General features: G+C 36.6%; 15 protein-coding genes and 5 tRNA genes. 15 read left to right on the top strand and 5 right to left on the bottom strand.

Features of this window, described 5'->3' with window-relative positions:
* Positions 1-26: 26 nt before the first annotated feature.
* A complete protein-coding gene (locus tag DRF59_RS05460) occupies positions 27-524 on the bottom strand; it encodes a DinB family protein (RefSeq protein ID WP_115957547.1) in 498 nt (165 codons plus the stop codon).
* 177 nt (positions 525-701) lie between these two features.
* Between DRF59_RS05460 and DRF59_RS05455 the strand changes: the two genes are divergently transcribed.
* The 6 genes from DRF59_RS05455 to DRF59_RS05430 all read left to right on the top strand — a co-directional run bounded on the left by DRF59_RS05455 (position 702) and on the right by DRF59_RS05430 (position 8,756).
* The gene (locus DRF59_RS05455; protein WP_115957545.1) at positions 702-1,607 is read left to right on the top strand and encodes a GLPGLI family protein; all 906 of its coding nucleotides are present in this window, start codon (positions 702-704) and stop codon (positions 1,605-1,607) included.
* Positions 1,608-2,125: 518 nt separating this feature from the next.
* Positions 2,126-2,380, top strand: a complete 255-nt coding sequence (locus DRF59_RS05450) for a FeoA family protein (RefSeq protein ID WP_115957543.1) — start codon at positions 2,126-2,128, stop codon at positions 2,378-2,380.
* Entirely contained in the window at positions 2,380-4,413 is a 2,034-nt protein-coding gene (gene feoB / locus DRF59_RS05445) for a ferrous iron transport protein B (protein WP_115957542.1), read from the top strand. Before DRF59_RS05450 ends, feoB begins: the two co-directional genes overlap by 1 nt.
* A gap of 218 nt (positions 4,414-4,631) precedes the next feature.
* Positions 4,632-5,648, top strand: a complete 1,017-nt coding sequence (locus tag DRF59_RS05440; protein WP_115957540.1) for a DUF4421 family protein — start codon at positions 4,632-4,634, stop codon at positions 5,646-5,648.
* 66 nt (positions 5,649-5,714) lie between these two features.
* Positions 5,715-7,097, top strand: coding sequence for a phosphoglucosamine mutase (gene glmM, locus DRF59_RS05435; protein WP_115957538.1), 1,383 nt, complete (start codon positions 5,715-5,717; stop codon positions 7,095-7,097).
* Positions 7,098-7,376: 279 nt separating this feature from the next.
* Complete coding sequence (locus tag DRF59_RS05430; RefSeq protein ID WP_115957536.1) at positions 7,377-8,756, top strand: tetratricopeptide repeat protein; 1,380 nt, start codon at positions 7,377-7,379, stop codon at positions 8,754-8,756.
* A gap of 156 nt (positions 8,757-8,912) precedes the next feature.
* Here the strand turns inward: DRF59_RS05430 and DRF59_RS05425 are convergent, their stop codons facing one another.
* From DRF59_RS05425 to DRF59_RS05415, 3 genes are read right to left on the bottom strand one after another with little or no spacing between them, the layout of a single operon-like run.
* Positions 8,913-9,791: a DMT family transporter gene (locus DRF59_RS05425; RefSeq protein WP_115957534.1), complete on the bottom strand. Its 879-nt coding sequence runs from the start codon at positions 9,789-9,791 to the stop codon at positions 8,913-8,915.
* Entirely contained in the window at positions 9,778-10,431 is a 654-nt protein-coding gene (gene aat / locus DRF59_RS05420; RefSeq protein WP_115957532.1) for a leucyl/phenylalanyl-tRNA--protein transferase, read from the bottom strand. Before aat ends, DRF59_RS05425 begins: the two co-directional genes overlap by 14 nt.
* 59 nt (positions 10,432-10,490) lie before the next feature.
* Positions 10,491-10,868 carry a DUF3127 domain-containing protein gene (locus DRF59_RS05415; protein WP_115957669.1) on the bottom strand — a complete coding sequence of 126 codons (378 nt, stop codon included), beginning with the start codon at positions 10,866-10,868 and terminating at the stop codon, positions 10,491-10,493.
* 176 nt (positions 10,869-11,044) lie between these two features.
* Between DRF59_RS05415 and DRF59_RS05410 the strand changes: the two genes are divergently transcribed.
* The 5 genes from DRF59_RS05410 (at position 11,045) to DRF59_RS05390 (ending at position 11,637) form a co-directional block, all read left to right on the top strand.
* Positions 11,045-11,126, top strand: a tRNA-Leu gene (locus DRF59_RS05410).
* Positions 11,127-11,130: 4 nt separating this feature from the next.
* Positions 11,131-11,206 (top strand) — tRNA-Gly (locus DRF59_RS05405).
* A gap of 6 nt (positions 11,207-11,212) precedes the next feature.
* A tRNA-Leu gene (locus DRF59_RS05400) sits at positions 11,213-11,296 on the top strand.
* A 122-nt stretch (positions 11,297-11,418) separates the two neighbouring features.
* Positions 11,419-11,500, top strand: a tRNA-Leu gene (locus DRF59_RS05395).
* 53 nt (positions 11,501-11,553) lie between these two features.
* Positions 11,554-11,637 (top strand) — tRNA-Leu (locus tag DRF59_RS05390).
* Between the two features lie 58 nt (positions 11,638-11,695).
* Here DRF59_RS05390 and DRF59_RS05385 read toward each other — a convergent pair.
* Positions 11,696-12,316 carry a helix-turn-helix domain-containing protein gene (locus DRF59_RS05385; RefSeq protein ID WP_115957530.1) on the bottom strand — a complete coding sequence of 207 codons (621 nt, stop codon included), beginning with the start codon at positions 12,314-12,316 and terminating at the stop codon, positions 11,696-11,698.
* A gap of 121 nt (positions 12,317-12,437) precedes the next feature.
* On the opposite strand from DRF59_RS05385, the gene DRF59_RS05380 reads away from it, so the two are divergent.
* From DRF59_RS05380 to DRF59_RS05365, 4 genes are all read left to right on the top strand, one after another.
* Entirely contained in the window at positions 12,438-12,833 is a 396-nt protein-coding gene (locus DRF59_RS05380) for a type III secretion system chaperone family protein (protein ID WP_115957528.1), read from the top strand.
* Positions 12,834-12,852: 19 nt separating this feature from the next.
* On the top strand, positions 12,853-13,554 hold the full coding sequence (locus DRF59_RS05375; protein ID WP_115957526.1) for a PspA/IM30 family protein: 702 nt from the start codon (positions 12,853-12,855) through the stop codon (positions 13,552-13,554).
* Between the two features lie 3 nt (positions 13,555-13,557).
* Entirely contained in the window at positions 13,558-14,208 is a 651-nt protein-coding gene (locus DRF59_RS05370) for a hypothetical protein (RefSeq protein WP_115957524.1), read from the top strand.
* A 119-nt stretch (positions 14,209-14,327) separates the two neighbouring features.
* On the top strand, positions 14,328-16,349 hold the full coding sequence (locus DRF59_RS05365; protein WP_115957522.1) for an SPFH domain-containing protein: 2,022 nt from the start codon (positions 14,328-14,330) through the stop codon (positions 16,347-16,349).
* Positions 16,350-16,381: the final 32 nt, after the last annotated feature.

The following is a 16,381-nucleotide window of genomic DNA, read 5'->3' as shown; positions in this document are numbered from 1 at the left end:
TTTGTTGAATATATCTTGCATTACAGTTAGAAACTTTGCTGGTCTGCAGAAGGTCCATAGCTGCCCGGTAAAGGAATATCATTTAATCTGTAATAGACTCCCAGCTGGGCTCTGTGATGGGTAATCTGGTTCAGGGCATGACGAATAGCTCCGTATTTGCTCCAGCTTGCGAGCTCATGCCCGTCATTCTTAATCGTCCAGCTGGGGTTCAGTTGTTCTTCTGATGCATTTTCCAGGGCCTTTACACCAGCCTGGTAACTTTCATCCAGTTTTTTTAAAAGATCATCTTTGCTTGAAAGCTGAGACGGCTGATACCCGCCTTTGGCAAAGTCGAGTTCTGAGGTATTTAAAATAGTGTCAGGCCATTCAAAAATTTCAACAAGGTGAGTGGCAAGAGGCATCATTTTCATGCTTTTTTCATGAGGAGCATAATCGTTTTTTCCTTCAGGATAACGTTCAATAAATTTTTTTGTGGTTTGGAATTCTCCTTCCAGTTCGGATTTTAATTGAGATAAAGTATCCATAATATTTGTTTTTTAGAAGCTTAAAGGTAAGCGTTTTAAAAATGAAAATGTTTTAAGAGAATCATAATTTTTCGTTAGCTTCTATCGTAAACACATTGGCCAATCTTAAAAAAATAAATTTCAAAAAAAATGTAACAAAAGCAGACATGTGATTACTAATTATATAAACTTACTACAATGAAAAAGTTGTTCTCCGTATTTCTTATCACTCTTTTTGCTTTTGCCGGAGCTCAGGAATCAAAAGAAACAGCCAACCGCTTCTTTTATGAACTGACTTTTAAACCTAAGAAAGATTCAGCGAAGTTGGATAAGGTTATTACAATTTTAGATATTACAGATAAAAACAGATCCATTTATCAGGATTATACTGTAATAGCACAAGATTCTATTATGAAAGTAGAAATAGAAGCAATGCAAAAAGCAGGTATGATGAAAGATCTTTCAAAATCTCTTAAAACTCCGAAAATTTCAGCAAGAATTTATAAGTTTTATCCAGGGATGAAAGTTCAATATGTTGACAAAATTGCAAATGGATTCACACCAAGTAATATTGGTTATAGTGAAGATCTTAAGTTCAACTGGAATATTTTAGCCGATAAACAAAAAATAGGAGAATATAATGCTCAGAAAGCGACAACTGATTTTGGGGGAAGAACCTGGACGGCTTGGTTTAGTACGGATATACCATTTCAGGATGGACCTTATAAATTTTATGGGCTTCCGGGTTTAATTGTAAAGATTGAAGATGCGGATAAGAACTATTCTTGGGTGTTACAAGGAAATAAAAAAGTAAAAGATTATACAGAATTCTCTTATATTGAAAATTTAATGCATGCTTCGGGAGGAAAAGTGAATGAATTATCAAGAGAAAAATTTGAAAAAACATTTAATGATTTTAAAAAAGATCCTTTTGCATCAGTAAGACCTATGATGACACAGGAAATGATGTCCAAAACTATACCTGGAATGGATGGTACAGTAGGTGATATGATGAAAAAACAAGAGAAACAGTATAAGGACTTTTATAATGCCAACGACAATCCTATAGAAAAGGAAATTCCTTCTGACAAGAAGAAAAAATAAGCTTCATATCAACTAAATTATATTCAAATCAACCCAAATACATTGTTGTATCTGGGTTGATTTTTTGTTAAAAATTTAAGCATTTCAATTTACTGTAATAAAATATTTATCCAACTTTATAAATGGAAAAAGCATGATCAATTTAAAAATTTTCAAATTAAAATTGGATTTTCATTCTTATTCTAAACAGAAGCTAACAAGGAAAAAAAAGAAACTATTTTAATTACAAAAAAGAATATTAGAGAAGAAAAGAAATCCATAAAAATTGAATTAAAGACAGAAAATATTGATTTACATACGGCTTGTGTCATAGGTCTTGCTTATAATGTATGGAGTCATGGAGGAAATTTTCTTGAAGCAGCTGCTATAGGAGATGCTATTTGTCCATAAATGACAATCAAATTATAATTTCTAATCAACCCGGATACAGTAATGTGTTGGGGTTGATTTCTTTCATAAGCAAACGTTATTTAGATTAAATTTAAATAGCGTATATTTGCGTCACAAAAAATTAGGCTTTGAAAGAGAACGGCTTACATAAATTAAGTGGATTTCCTAAAAATAAAATGGGAAAGATATTGGGATATGATAATGACCATCTGAAAATGCCCAATAAAATCATTGAAATGGGACTCCTTCCGGAGACTGTTTTCAGGATTTTATATCAGGCTCCATTCAATGGGCCCATGTATGTAGAATTTGGAACAGAAAAAAGCCGGATTGCTCTTCGTGAGGAAGAAGGAGAATATATCATTGTTGAAGAATTGAATTAATGCAGGCAAACAAAAAAAAACAGATCCTTTTAGTAGGGAATCCTAATGTCGGAAAGTCTACGGTTTTCAATACACTTTGTAATAAGAAGCAGAAAACCGGGAACTATGCAGGGGTTACCGTTGCTAGCCATTCAGGAAACTATACTTACAAAAATGAAGAAGTAGAGGTTATTGATCTCCCGGGTTCTTACAGCGTTTACCCAAGTTCAGAAGATGAAGCTATTTTCTCCAAATACCTTATTGATGAACAGAAAAACTACGCAGGAGTAGTTTATATTCTTGAAGCATTAAGCTTAAAAAGAGGGCTGCTTCTGTTTCAGCAGATTCAGGATCTTGGAATTCCGATGATTCTCATTGTCAATCAGATTGACCAGGCAGAACGAAGAGGAATTTCTATCGATATTCAAAAATTTTCAGAAACATTAGGTATTAAAATTATTCAGACCAATGCCAAAGAACAGATCGGGATCGATGCGGTAAGAGAAGCTGTTTACAACAATGAATTTGTAAAAACAGATAAACTTTCATTTGAAACACCAAACGAGCATAGAGATTTTATTCAGAAACTGGCAGCACATAAAGGGTTTGATAATGAATATAAAGCCTGGATGAGCCTTTCATTGGGAACTGATCTCGGAAGAATAGGCTCTGTCATGGATCAGCTCAATGAATCTGATTCTAAAAGTTTGGTTCCAAAAAGATTACAGGTTCAGGAAACTGTTAGAAGATATCAGAATGTTGACAAAATACTGGCGGATATTATTTCTAAAAAACCTCAGTTCAAAGAATTACTGACCGAAAAACTGGATAAAGTTTTAGTTCATAAATTCTGGGGTTATGTAGTCTTTTTAGCGATCCTTCTGATTATTTTCCAAAGCGTTTTCTTCCTTGCAGAATATCCGATGAGCTGGATTGAAGATACATTCTCCTGGCTGGCTGCATTTACAAGCGAACACCTTCCTGAAGGACCTGTTAATTCATTGATCTCAAATGGGATCATTCCCGGAATCGGAGGAATTGTAGTTTTTGCACCACAGATTGGAATCCTGCTGTATTTCCTTTACCTGCTGGAAGATTCTGGATATATGGCAAGAGTAGTATTCCTGATGGACAGACTGCTTCGCCCTTTTGGGCTTAATGGTAAAAGTATTGTTCCGCTTGTTTCAGGAACAGCCTGTGCCATCCCGGCGGTGATCTCTACCAGAAATATTGAGAATGTAAAAGAAAGATTGCTGACCATATTGGTAACGCCATTTATGACCTGTTCTGCGAGACTTCCGGTATACAGTATTATCATCGGACTGATTATTTCAGAAGGAACATTTCTAGGAATAAAATACAAGGCGCTGGTTTTGATGGGAATGTATCTTCTTGGTTTTTTAGTCGCTTTATTTTCAGCATCAATCCTTAAAAGATTTATTAAAAGTAAAGGTAAAACTTATCTGGTAATGGACCTTCCGGCCTATAAAAAGCCACTTTTCGGATACGATTTTAAAATGGTCCTGGGAAAAGTATGGGATTTTATTACCGGAGCAGGAAAAATAATTTTCATTGTAAGCATCATCATCTGGTTCCTGAGCTATTTCGGACCAGGCCAAAAAACAAATGAGTTTGTAGCTACAGACGTTCACCTTGATCATTCTTACCTTGCAAAAATGGGTAAAGGAATAGAACCTGTTATTGCTCCGCTTGGCTACGACTGGAAAATGGGAGTAGGAATTCTTACAAGTTTTGTGGCAAGAGAAGTTTTTGTAGGGACAATGTCTACACTCTACAGCTTGGAAGATGATGCTCCGGAAGTAAAAGTAATTGATAAAATGAGAAGAGATGTAAAACCCGATGGAGAGAAAGTCTTCAGTTTTGCAACCGGAATATCGGTTCTTCTTTTCTATGCATTTGCAATGCAGTGTGTTTCTACACTTGCAGTAGTCTACAGAGAAACCAAAAGCTGGAAATGGACCGGCTTTCAGGTGGTCATGATGACAGGTTTGGCATATTTTGTGTCGATGATAGTATATCAGATTTTAAAGTAATGGACTCATCATTAATCATTCAATATGTACTTATATTATTAATTGTAGCATTTGCCTGTTACTCTTTATTTAAAGTACTTAAAAAGAATTTTGCACCTAAGAAATTCAGTTCCAAAAGGAGCAACTGTGACAAAGACTGCGGCTGTTCTTAATATTGGGTTCATCAGATAATTGAAAAAAATGTAGTAATTTCATTTTTCTAATGTAAATTATTCAAGTTGAATTTCTTAAAAACAGGATTATTAGGATTATTTTCTTTATTTGCCTTTCAGGTAAAAGCTCAGTCAGATACGGCCAACACCAGGTCTTATGCAGACCAGGTAATGATTCGTGTGAATCTTGATACCAATATTGAGAGCTATATTTTTTCAGCAGGAAAAGGAAAGGACGCATTCGAAACAACCCTGTCAATCAACAATAAAACAAAAACATCTGTTTCAATCGATTATAGAATCATAAGTGCAACGGTATCATTTACACCAAGATTTTTAGATGGAAATAATGATGATGAAATGAAAGGGAAAAGCTCTTATACTGATTTGAGCTTCAGATTTTTTCCCGGAAGGTTTATACAGAATGTTTATTATAAAAATGTAAGAGGCTTTTATGTCGAAAACATGAAAGACTTATCCCCTGAATGGCAGGAAGGAAGAGATCCATATATTCAGTTTCCGGATTTAAGAGTGCAAACTTTTGGAGGCTCCACATCTTATATTCTCAATGAAAATTTTTCAGCAAGAAGTATCTACACTCAGGGAGAGTGGCAGAAGAAAAGCAGTGGCAGCTGGATTCCGTTTGTGGATTATGACCTTACCATTTTCAGAAATAAGATTGACGGCGTAAAAAGTAAAGAGATACAATATAATATCGGAGGTAATATCGGGTATTTTTATAATTGGGTGATTGGAAATAAGGTCAGTATTTCTCCTTATCTGGCAGTAGGGATTGGCGGGAAGTTTTCCAGCTACAGGGATATTGAAAATGCACGAGCCAAAGAAAACGCGCAGTATGCAACCATAAGAATGCAGGGAGGGCTTCATATCGGTTATAATACTGACCGGTTTTTATTCGGGGGTAGAATGAATTTTAAGGCCTATGCCTACGATCAGAAAGATAATCAGACGGTAGAAAATAATAACCTCTATGGTTTGCTGTATATAGGGTATCGCTTTCCACCACCAAAGGCTGTCAGAAATACCTATGATAAAATTCAAAAAACAATACCCTTCTTATAAGTTAAAAGTCTTTTAAGTATCTTTGTTCCGAAAAATTTATACAATAAAAAGAAATATCAAATCATAATGTCGTTAATAAAATCTATTTCAGGAATTAGAGGAACAATCGGAGGAAAAGTAAATGATAATTTAACCCCGCTTGATGTGGTAAAATTTGCTTCGGCATTTGGAACCTGGCTTCAGAATAATAAAAATAAAAAAGATTTAACTCTGGTGATCGGGAGAGATGCCAGAATATCGGGACAAATGGTTTCTTCCCTGGTAACGGCTACCTTACAGGGACTAGGAATCAATGTTGTTGATCTTGGGCTTTCAACCACTCCCACTGTAGAAATAATGGTGCCTGAACTGAGAGCTGACGGAGGAATCATTCTTACAGCATCCCACAACCCTAAACAATGGAACGCCCTTAAATTACTCAATGAAAAAGGGGAGTTCATCAGTGGTGAAAATGGAGCAGAAGTACTTGCTTTGGCAGAAAGTGAAGATTTCAACTATGCGGAAGTAGATGATCTGGGAAAATATGAAACAAGAGATGATGCTTTTGATATCCATATTCAGCAGATTCTGGATTTACCAATGGTAGATGTAGAAGCAATCAAAGCGAAGAATTTTAAAGTTGTTCTGGATGCGGTAAACTCTACAGGAGGAATTGCAATTCCTATGCTTTTGGATAGATTAGGTTGTGAAACCATCAAGTTATACTGTGAACCTACAGGGCACTTCCCGCATAATCCTGAACCTTTGAAAGAACATCTGGGAGATATCTGTGAATTGGTGAAAAAAGAAAATGCAGATCTTGGAGTTGTGGTGGATCCGGATGTAGACAGACTGGCCTTAATTGATGAAAAAGGCGAAATGTTTGGGGAAGAGTATACTCTGGTAGCGGTAGCAGATTACCTCTTGAAACATAAAAACGGAGCAGCTGTTTCAAACCTTTCTTCAAGCCGTGCCCTGAAAGATGTTGCGCAAGCCCACAATTCGGAATACTTTGCAAGTGCTGTAGGGGAAGTAAATGTAGTTACTTTGATGAAAGAGAAAAACGCTGTCATCGGTGGAGAAGGAAACGGAGGAATTATTTACCCTGAATTACATTATGGGAGAGACTCTTTAGTAGGCGTTGCTTTATTTTTAACCCATCTTGCAAAAGAAAACAAAACGGTTTCTGAATTAAGAGCAGGATATCCGGGCTATTTTATGGGTAAAAAGAAAATAGAACTGACTCCGGAAATTGATGTAGATGCTATTTTAAGCAGAATGGAGAAAGAATACGAGAATGAAGAAGTTTCTACCGTAGATGGTGTTAAGATAGATTTCGAAACCAACTGGGTACACCTCAGAAAATCAAATACGGAGCCGATTATCAGGATCTATACTGAGGCTAAATCTCAGGAAGAGGCAGATAAATTAGGAGACGATATTATCGCTAAAATTAAAAGTTTAATTTAGAACTTACAATAAAAACGGATTCAGAAGGGTCCGTTTTTTAATTGGAGAAGGATTGACATAAAAATAACTTAATCCCAATTTCCGTTTTTTTATCCACAATCCTTTTATCTATTTTCTTTTTTTACTATTTTTATAATAGAAATTTATGAAATGGAAAATTCAAAAAAAAGTTGCAACTTTGCATAAATATTTGAATATCAGTTTCAGATGTATTATTAATTAAAAGTTTGCCGGGGTTTGTAAGTAATTTCAAACATCGGGCTGACAAAGAGGACACTATTGGAAGAGTATTTTGGAAATGAACTTGTAAAAAAGTTCGAGGAAATGATGGAAAATAATGATGAATTCTACTTTGATACAGAAGAGTTGGAAGACATTATTGTTTATTATTTGGAGCTGGGAGATTTTAATTACGCTGATATGGCGGTAAATTATGGATTGAAGCTCCACCCTAATTCTTTAGATATCAAGATCAAAAGACTTGAAATTCTTTTAGAATGGGAAGAATATAATACGGCGAAGGAACTTATTGATGAGCTGAAAGGTTCATCAATGGAAAATACAGACTTCATGGTTTGTTACGCAAAGTATTATTCGAACTTAGGAAATCCCAGAAAATCCATCGAAATCTGCAAACAAGCCCTTCAATTAGGAGAAGAGGAGAACTTTCTTCATAACTTTATTGCAGATGAATATGTAAATCTAGGAGATCCTTTTAACGCTCTTAAACATTACAGAAAAGCACTGAAAGAAGATCCTGCGGATGAATATGCGCTGGAAAATTGTATGGTATGCTTCAGTGACCTGAATAAGAGTGAGGAGGCTATTGCCTTTCTAAATGAATATCTTGATGAATTTTCCTATTCAGAAACTGCATGGTTTGAATATGGGCAATTCTATTTTAACAGAAAAAATTATGAAGAAGCCATCAGGGGATATGATTACTTATTGGCAATCAATTCAAATTCTGTAGGCGTGTATGCAAATAAAGCAGCCTGCTATGAAGCCCTGGGGCAATACCAGAAAGCCATAGATGTTTATGATGAAATGCTCGAACTGGAATATACAAAAGCATTTACTTATTATAAAATCGGGCTGTGTCATAAAGCTTTAAAACAATCTATCCTAGCTCTGAACTCGTTTCAGAAATCGCTGAGAGAAGATCCGCAGTTTTATCTTGCCATGATGGAGCAGTCATACCTGTATGAAGAAATGGGCGGAATGACAGAAGCATTGCATTTTGCCAAAGAGGCTACCCAATTGAATGAAAACAATCTTGACTATCAGAAAAGATTGGCCTTTTTATTCATTGATTCAGGTAAATTTGAAGAAAGCCTTTCCTGCCTTAAAAAGTTAGTGCATGATGAGCCTTCAAGATTTTATAATTGGTATGCTTACTCGGAAGTATTAATGCTTTTAGGTGAATATGAAGAAGCGGTTTTGGTTTTGAATAAGGCAGTGAAAAAGCATCACAGGGCAGAGCTCTATTATCAGCTGAGTAATTGCTTTTTTAATCTTAAAGAACAGGAAAAAGGCATAGAATCACTTCAGAAAGCATTGGAAATTGATCCTTCCCTGGTAAATGATATGCAGAAAAAATATCCTTTTATTAAAGAAGAAGTAAAAAAAGTCAAGGCTAATAAAGTTAAGAAGAGCTGACAATACATAAAAAATCCTGCAGATGCAGGATTTTTTTATATTGATTTGTATTCATAAACAAATTTTACCGGAAGTATTATTGAGTCAGTTATTTTATATTGAAATGATAATGAAAAAGAAAGTCTTGTAGTTATAATAACAGGATTTAAAACCAGTTTATTTTTTTTGATTAGTCCTTAAAAATATTAATCCGGCAATAATAATTCCGGCTCCTATAAATTGCAGATAAGTTAGCTTTTCTCCATCTATAATACCCCATATAATGGCTACAATAGGCATAATTAATGTAACTGTAGAAGCAAAAAGCGGTGAAGAGACTTTAAGCAGACGGTAATTCATCATCATGGCTAATCCGGTTCCGAATACAGAGAGTAAGCTTACAAACAATAAACCGAGCATATTGTCTTTTGAAAAAGTAAATTCTGAGAAGAAACCAGTAAAAGAAAGAGCAATTACTGAAGGGAAAAATAAGACAAATGAGAAAACAAAAGCTGAAAGAACGGTAGATGAGACCTCCATCAGTTTTGATTTTACGGTTGTGGTACTCAATGCATAACATAAAGTAGCCAATAGCAGCAATAAAATAGGAATAATTTTAAAATCAGCACTTTCTCCACCACCGAAAGCCAGAATACAGACTCCCGTAAAGCTGATCAATGTCCCTATAATCTGTTTCTTTGTAGTTTCAAACTTCCAGATCAGACCTCCTACGATAATAACAAATATAGGCATCATGGAATTGATGATTCCCGCAATGCTGCTGCTTACTTCCGTCTCTGCAATGGGGAAGAGGAACATAGGAATAAAGTTTCCGGTGAATGCAGCCAGAATAAGCCATTTCAAATGTCTTTTCGGGAACAAACGGTAATTGGAAACGGCAACCGGGAGTAATATAATTCCTGCAATCAGCACCCTTAAAGATCCTACCTGAAACGGATTGAAATGTTCCAGTGATTTTTTGATCAGTATAAAAGATGATCCCCAAATAATACTCAGGACGGCCAGAAGGATCCACTTTTCTTTATCTGCGTTCATTATTTTCGTGTAAAATTTTTAAAAATTCTTTTTTAGGAATCATTCTGGCTCCCAGACTTTCAAGATGTTCGGTATGAGACTGACAGTCAATGAGTTCAAGATGGTTTTTATTGTTTTCTACAAAATGGATAAATCCTGCCTTGGAAGCATTGCTAACTTTGGCAAACATACTTTCTCCACAAAATACATGACCGATTTGCAGACCGTAAAATCCTCCCACAAGTTCTCCCTCCTGCCATACCTCTATACTTCTGGCAAGACCATACTCATGAAGTTTAATGAATGACTCCATCAGCTCATCCGAAAGCCAGGTTCCGTTTTGGTCCTTTCTCCGTGCCTGCTGACAGTTGTATATGACATCCCGGAAATTCTGGTTTTCTGAAAATGTAAACACTTCACGGTTTAATATTTTCCTCATGGATTTTGAAATTCTTATTTCATCAGGAAATAAAACAAACCTGGGATCCGGACACCACCATAGAATTTCTTCTCCGGGATTGTACCAAGGGAAAATCCCCAGTTGATAAGCAAACCAGATACGTTCTACAGACAGATCACCACCAAAAGCAATCAGCCCTTCATGACCATCATAAGCTTCAGGATCAGGGAATGAAATCTCGTTTTCGTCTAGTCGAACCATTTTAGAAAAAAAATCCCACTTTCAGAAAGCAGGATTTGTATTTGATCTTTATTCTTCAATTAAAAAGGTAAATCATCATCGTCGTCTCCGGCGAAAGGATTTTCATTGGAAACAGGAGATGCCGACTGCTGAGGCATAGCCTGAGTAGGTTCTGCAGCATTGTCATATACTTTTTCTACTCTCCATCCTGTAATAGAGTTAAAATATTTAGTTTCACCCTGAGGAGAAACCCATTCTCTACCTCTGATGTTGATTCCTACTTTTACGTTTTCTCCTTCTTTAAGATTATCTAATAAACTGATTTTATCAGATAAAAATTCTATGTTTATCGGCTGTGGATACTGTTCCTGGGTCAAAATAACCATTTCTCTTTTTTGAAACCCGCTCGCAAATGTTTGAGCATCAAAAAGTTTCTTTACCGTTCCTTGTAATTCCATATCGTAAATATTAACGATGTAAAAGTAAGAAAATGAAATGTAATAAAAGGTGCCGTGAAAAAAAAATGTGGAAATTTTAATTTTTTTTCTTGAAAAGTTTGGTACTAAAGGAAATTGTCCTATATTTGCACTCACAAAAACGAAGCAAGCTCTTTAAACTTACAAATAAAAAACCAGCGGATGTGGTGTAATTGGTAGCCACGCCAGACTTAGGATCTGGTGCCGTGAGGCGTGGGGGTTCGAGTCCCTTCATCCGCACTATGCGAAAATAGCTCAGCTGGTAGAGCACAACCTTGCCAAGGTTGGGGTCGCGGGTTCGAATCCCGTTTTTCGCTCCACACCATGCCCTGGTGGTGGAACTGGTAGACACGCAGGACTTAAAATCCTGTGCCTCTTTTGGCGTGCGGGTTCAAGTCCCGCCTGGGGTACAAGACCCTCTGTACGATCATACGGAGGGTTTTTTGTTTTATTAGAGAAGAGTTCTTTAAATAAAATATCTTATATTTGTAAGAAATCATTCTGATTTTGAAAATTCAGATCAGTAAAACCAGCGGATGTGGTGTAATTGGTAGCCACGCCAGACTTAGGATCTGGTGCCGTGAGGCGTGGGGGTTCGAGTCCCTTCATCCGCACTATGCAAAAAAGATTTGAACGCAGGTTTGAATCTTTTTTTGCTTCATGTCCTGCCCTGGTGGTGGAACTGGTAGACACGCAGGACTTAAAATCCTGTGTCCGCAAGGACGTACGGGTTCAAGTCCCGTCTGGGGTACAAAAGCCCTCTGTAATGACTTTACGGAGGGTTTTTTTATAATTTATAATTTAGTTTCTCAGATTTTCTTTTCCAGTCTTTCCAGTCTTTCAAAAATGCCGGTAAATATATTCTTGTCTGTTGTGGAAACATATCCTACAATCTTATAATATTCTGCGTTTTCTTTATTCTTGGATTGATTGTCCGTTGCGTGGTGAAGGTTTTCATTGGTAAAGATGAATAAATTGCTAATAGTATCTACCGTCAGATCTGCTTTATTAAGAAATAGAATATCACCATATTGATATTGGGGTAGTAAATGTTTTTCAGAAGTAAATTCATATATAACATCAATTTTTGCTAATATTTTTTGCAGTATTGATCCGTTAGGATTATTTTCTTCCACTTTAGGCTGCATTCCTTTGCTGTTCTGAATTGCCAACTCCGGAAAAAGCATTAACTGGTCAATGTCAGAAACACTTGCGAGCTGGTTTACCGGCAGGATTTCAGTCAGCAACTGATCAAGATTAAGGTTAAAATGATTTGCTACCTTTAATATTGTTTCGATCTTGGGTTCAGCACGTCCTTCCTCATAAGAGCTTATAACTCCTCTGTTTAAATCAAATAAATCAGCAAAAGCCTTTTGGCTCAGTCCTTTTACCTGTCTTATCTTCTTAATATTGGTTCCAAAGAAGCTCATTTTGTCTAATCTTTTTTGCAAATATAGAGAATCTGAAACAAATAATTGCTAATATTATTTGCATTTTGGAAATTTTATTTTATATTTGTCTAGACGAAAATAAAACACTAAACCAGCCATCATGAGAAATCAAATATTCAGAACGGTCAAAGAGTGGTTGTTAGATTATGAGTTTAACATCACGCTTGAGGATGAAGCCCAGAGAATCTTAATCATTGAAAAAGAATCCAACGGTATAAAAAACATGATCCTAATAATATCAGATTCTATTCTGATTATGGAACAATTTCTTTTTGAAATCAAAAACCCCTCCGAAAAAATATTTCTGAGGCTGCTTCAGAAAAACAGGGATATTGTTCACGGGGCATTTGCCCTGGACGGGACAGGGAGACGGGTAATTTTCAGAGATACACTTCCAACTGATAATATGGCACAAAACGAAGTAATGGCTTCTATCAATTCCTTAGGAATCCTGGTGGGAGAATTTACAGCAGAAATGCTTGAGATGAGTAAGTAATTCACAAAAGATATTTAAAATGAACATTTTTAAAAGGTTGTTAACAATAGGAAAAGCAGAGATTCATTCTGTGATTGAAAGCTTTGAAGACCCCATCAATTTAACGGAAGAAGGAATCCGTGAAATGAAAGAACAGCTGGGAAAAAGTATAGAAGCTCTTGCCCAGATGAAAGCTCTTGCTATTCGCAAAAAAAATGAAGCGGAAACAGAAGGGCAAACAGCCCGGGATTATTATAATAAAGCCATAGTCATTGTTCAGAAAGCTGAAAAAGGAGAAGTAAAAACTGCAGAAGCAGACCGTCTTGCCAAAGAAGCGCTAAAAAGACAGGTCTCTTCGCTGGAAAAAGCAAAAACACTGCAGAATGAGCATGAAAAGCTATATGATGAATGCGAAAAAATGCAGGGAAGCATCAATCATCTGAAATCTGGCATTGCGAAGTGGGAAAACGAATTGAATACCCTGAAAGCAAGGGTCCAGGTAAGCGAAGCCACCAAAGATATCAATAAGAAGATGACTCAGATGGATACCGGAAGCACGGTAAGTATGCTGGAAAAACTTAAAGACCGGGTTATACAGCAGGAAACCCTTGCAGAAGCTTATTCTGATCTTTCAAAACCAGGGAAAAGTATTGATGAAGAAATAGACGCTATTATAAACAATAATGATACAGAAGCTGAAGAAGCATTAAACAGATTAAAAGAAACACTTAAAAAAGGCTAATATATGACCTTTCAGGAATTTTTAAATGTAGCATTCTCTCCGGTGAATACGGTACTGACAGTTCTTCTGGGACTTTCTGTGATCTACTGGCTCTTCACCATTCTAACAGGGCTGGATATAGATGTCGGGATTCACTCTGATCTGGATACAGATATAGATGTTCCGGACGGACATTTCCATACCCCTGACCACGATTCTTCGGCATGGATGCATTTCCTGAAATTTCTGAATCTGGATATCGTTCCTGTGAGCTATTTTCTTACGCTCTCACTTCTGATTACTTGGCTGGGCTCATTTTATCTGAATTATTTTATCCCATTACCTACATGGGCAGGAATACTGATTCTCTTTCCGCTGATGATTGCAGGAATGCTGCTGACTAAAATAATACTAAAACCTCTCAATCCCTTTTTTAAAGAGATTAATCATAAAGGCGAATTATCATATGCTTTTTTAGGAAGAGAGGGGCGATTAAAATCCACTATTCATAATGATAAAATAGGAATGATGGAAGTTTTTATCGGAAGCGATCCTATAACGCTGATGGTGAGAAGTAAAGATGGAAGTAAACTGGAACATGGCGTTCGTGTCATGATTGTAGATGAAGAACCCGAAAAGAGAATTTATTACGTACAGAGATCAATGAGATATTAAAATAAAATCGAATAACCATGCTGACTGTTTTTTTGATTCTGCTGAACCATATCCTAAGTATCATCTGCTAATTTTTATAACAAAAAACACAATCTATATAAACTATAAACATATAAACTATGAACTTACCTTTAATTGCTGGAATTGTTGTTGCAGCCGTAGCATCAATCGGATTGATTTTCTGGATTTTATCGATGTATAAAAAAACTGTTCAGGGAATCGTTATTTTAAGGACGGGTTATGGAGGTACAAAAGTCTTCTTTAATGCCGGTATTGTCATTCCCATTATCCATCGTATGGAATCTATGGATATTTCAGTAAAAAAACTGGAGATTTCGAGAGAAGGAAGAGCAGGGCTGATCTGTAAGGACAATATGAGGGCAGATATTCAGGTGGCATTTTTTATCCGCGTCAATAAATCAGTAGATGATATCGTCAATGTGGGGCAAACTATTGGTTGCCAGCGTGCTTCCGATGCGCAGACATTGAGAGAACTGTTTGAAGCAAAATTTTCGGAAGCCCTTAAAACGGTAGGAAAGAAATTTGATTTTACAGAATTATACGAAGCCAGAAGTGAATTCCGTCAGGAAATACTTGATATCATCGGAACAGATCTTAACGGATATGTGCTGGATGACTGTGCAATAGACTACCTTGAGCAGACTTCCATTGATAAATTAGATAAAGATAATATCCTTGATTCTGAAGGAATTAAGAAAATCACCGAGCTTACAGCCACACAGAATATTAAAGCCAACCAGGTTCGTCGGGATGAAGAAAAAACCATTACAAAACAGAATGTAGAAGCTAGAGAAGCAATTCTGGAACTTGAAAAACAACTGGCAGAAAAAGAAGAATCTCAAAAAAGAGAAGTAGCTAATATCAAAGCCCGTGAAAATGCTGAAATTTTGAAAGTAGAGGAAGAAGAACGTTTGAGATACGAAACAGTACGTATTGCTACAGAAGAAAAATTACAGATTGCAGAAGAAAACAAACTTCGCCAGGTAGTTATCGCTTCTAAAAACAAAGAACGCGCTGATCTGGTAGAAACAGAGAGGGTATTAAAAGATAAAGCACTTGAAGCAACAGAAAGGGAAAGAATTGTCTCTCTGGCTCAGATTGAAAAAGAAAAAGCAATAGAACTAGAGAAAAAAAGTATTCAGGATGCGATCCGCGAGCGTTTGACAATGGAAAAAACCGTAGTAGAAGAACAGCAGGGAATCAAAGATCTGGAAGCCTTCAAAACAGCAGAAAGAAACAAGCAGGTAGAAATTACCTTGGCTACTCAGGAAGCGGAGAAAAAACTCATCGAAGAAACGAGAGCTGCAGAATCCCGCAGATTGGCAGCTGAAAAAGATGCCCAAAAATATGTGATCGAAGCACAGGCTAAGAGAGATGCAGCAGAAAAAGAAGCAGAAGCACGTAAAATCATCGCAGATGCTAAAGCAAAAGAAGAAGCAACAGTAGGATTATCAGAGGCTCAGGTAATGCATGCGAAAGCAGATGCTGCAGAAAGACAGGGAATCGTAGAGGCTGTCGTTATTGAGAAAAAAGCCGATGCTTCCAGGAAAGAAGGCATTGCACAGGCTGAAGTGATCAAAGAAAAAGCATTGGCAGAAGCAGCGGGCATCACTGAGAAAGCAGAAGCAATGAAGAAGCTGAATGATGCAGGAAAAGACCACGAAGAATTCCGTCTTCAGCTGGCCAAAGAAAAAGATGTGGAACTGGCTCAGATCGCTATTCAGAAAGACATTGCAGAAGCTCAGTCTATGGTATTGGCTGAAGCCTTCAAATCTGCAAAAATTGATATCGTAGGAGGTGACAATACTTTCTTTGATAATGTGGTGCGCCAGGTTTCTGCGGGTAAGGGGCTGGATAAATTCATCAGCCACAGTGAAAACGCACAGATTGTGAGAGAAAATCTTTTGGGAGACGGGGAAAACATCATTGGAAAAGTAATGGGAATGGTAGATAAATACAAAATTTCTTCTGATGATATCAAAAATATGAGTATTGCTTCCCTGATCTTTAAACTGAACAGCGTTGCCACTTCACAGGAAAAAGGAATTCTGGAAAGAGCACTTGACATGGCTAAACACCTGGGAGTGGAACATAAACCGGTGAACAATAATCATGTTTAACCCGGTAATGCATTAAAAATATTTTAACCTTA

It is taken from the genome of Chryseobacterium flavum, from assembly GCF_003385595.1.
Lineage (GTDB): Bacteria > Bacteroidota > Bacteroidia > Flavobacteriales > Weeksellaceae > Chryseobacterium > Chryseobacterium flavum.
Note: the sequence above shows the minus strand (reverse complement) of the source record. Positions and strands in the feature narration are given on the sequence as shown.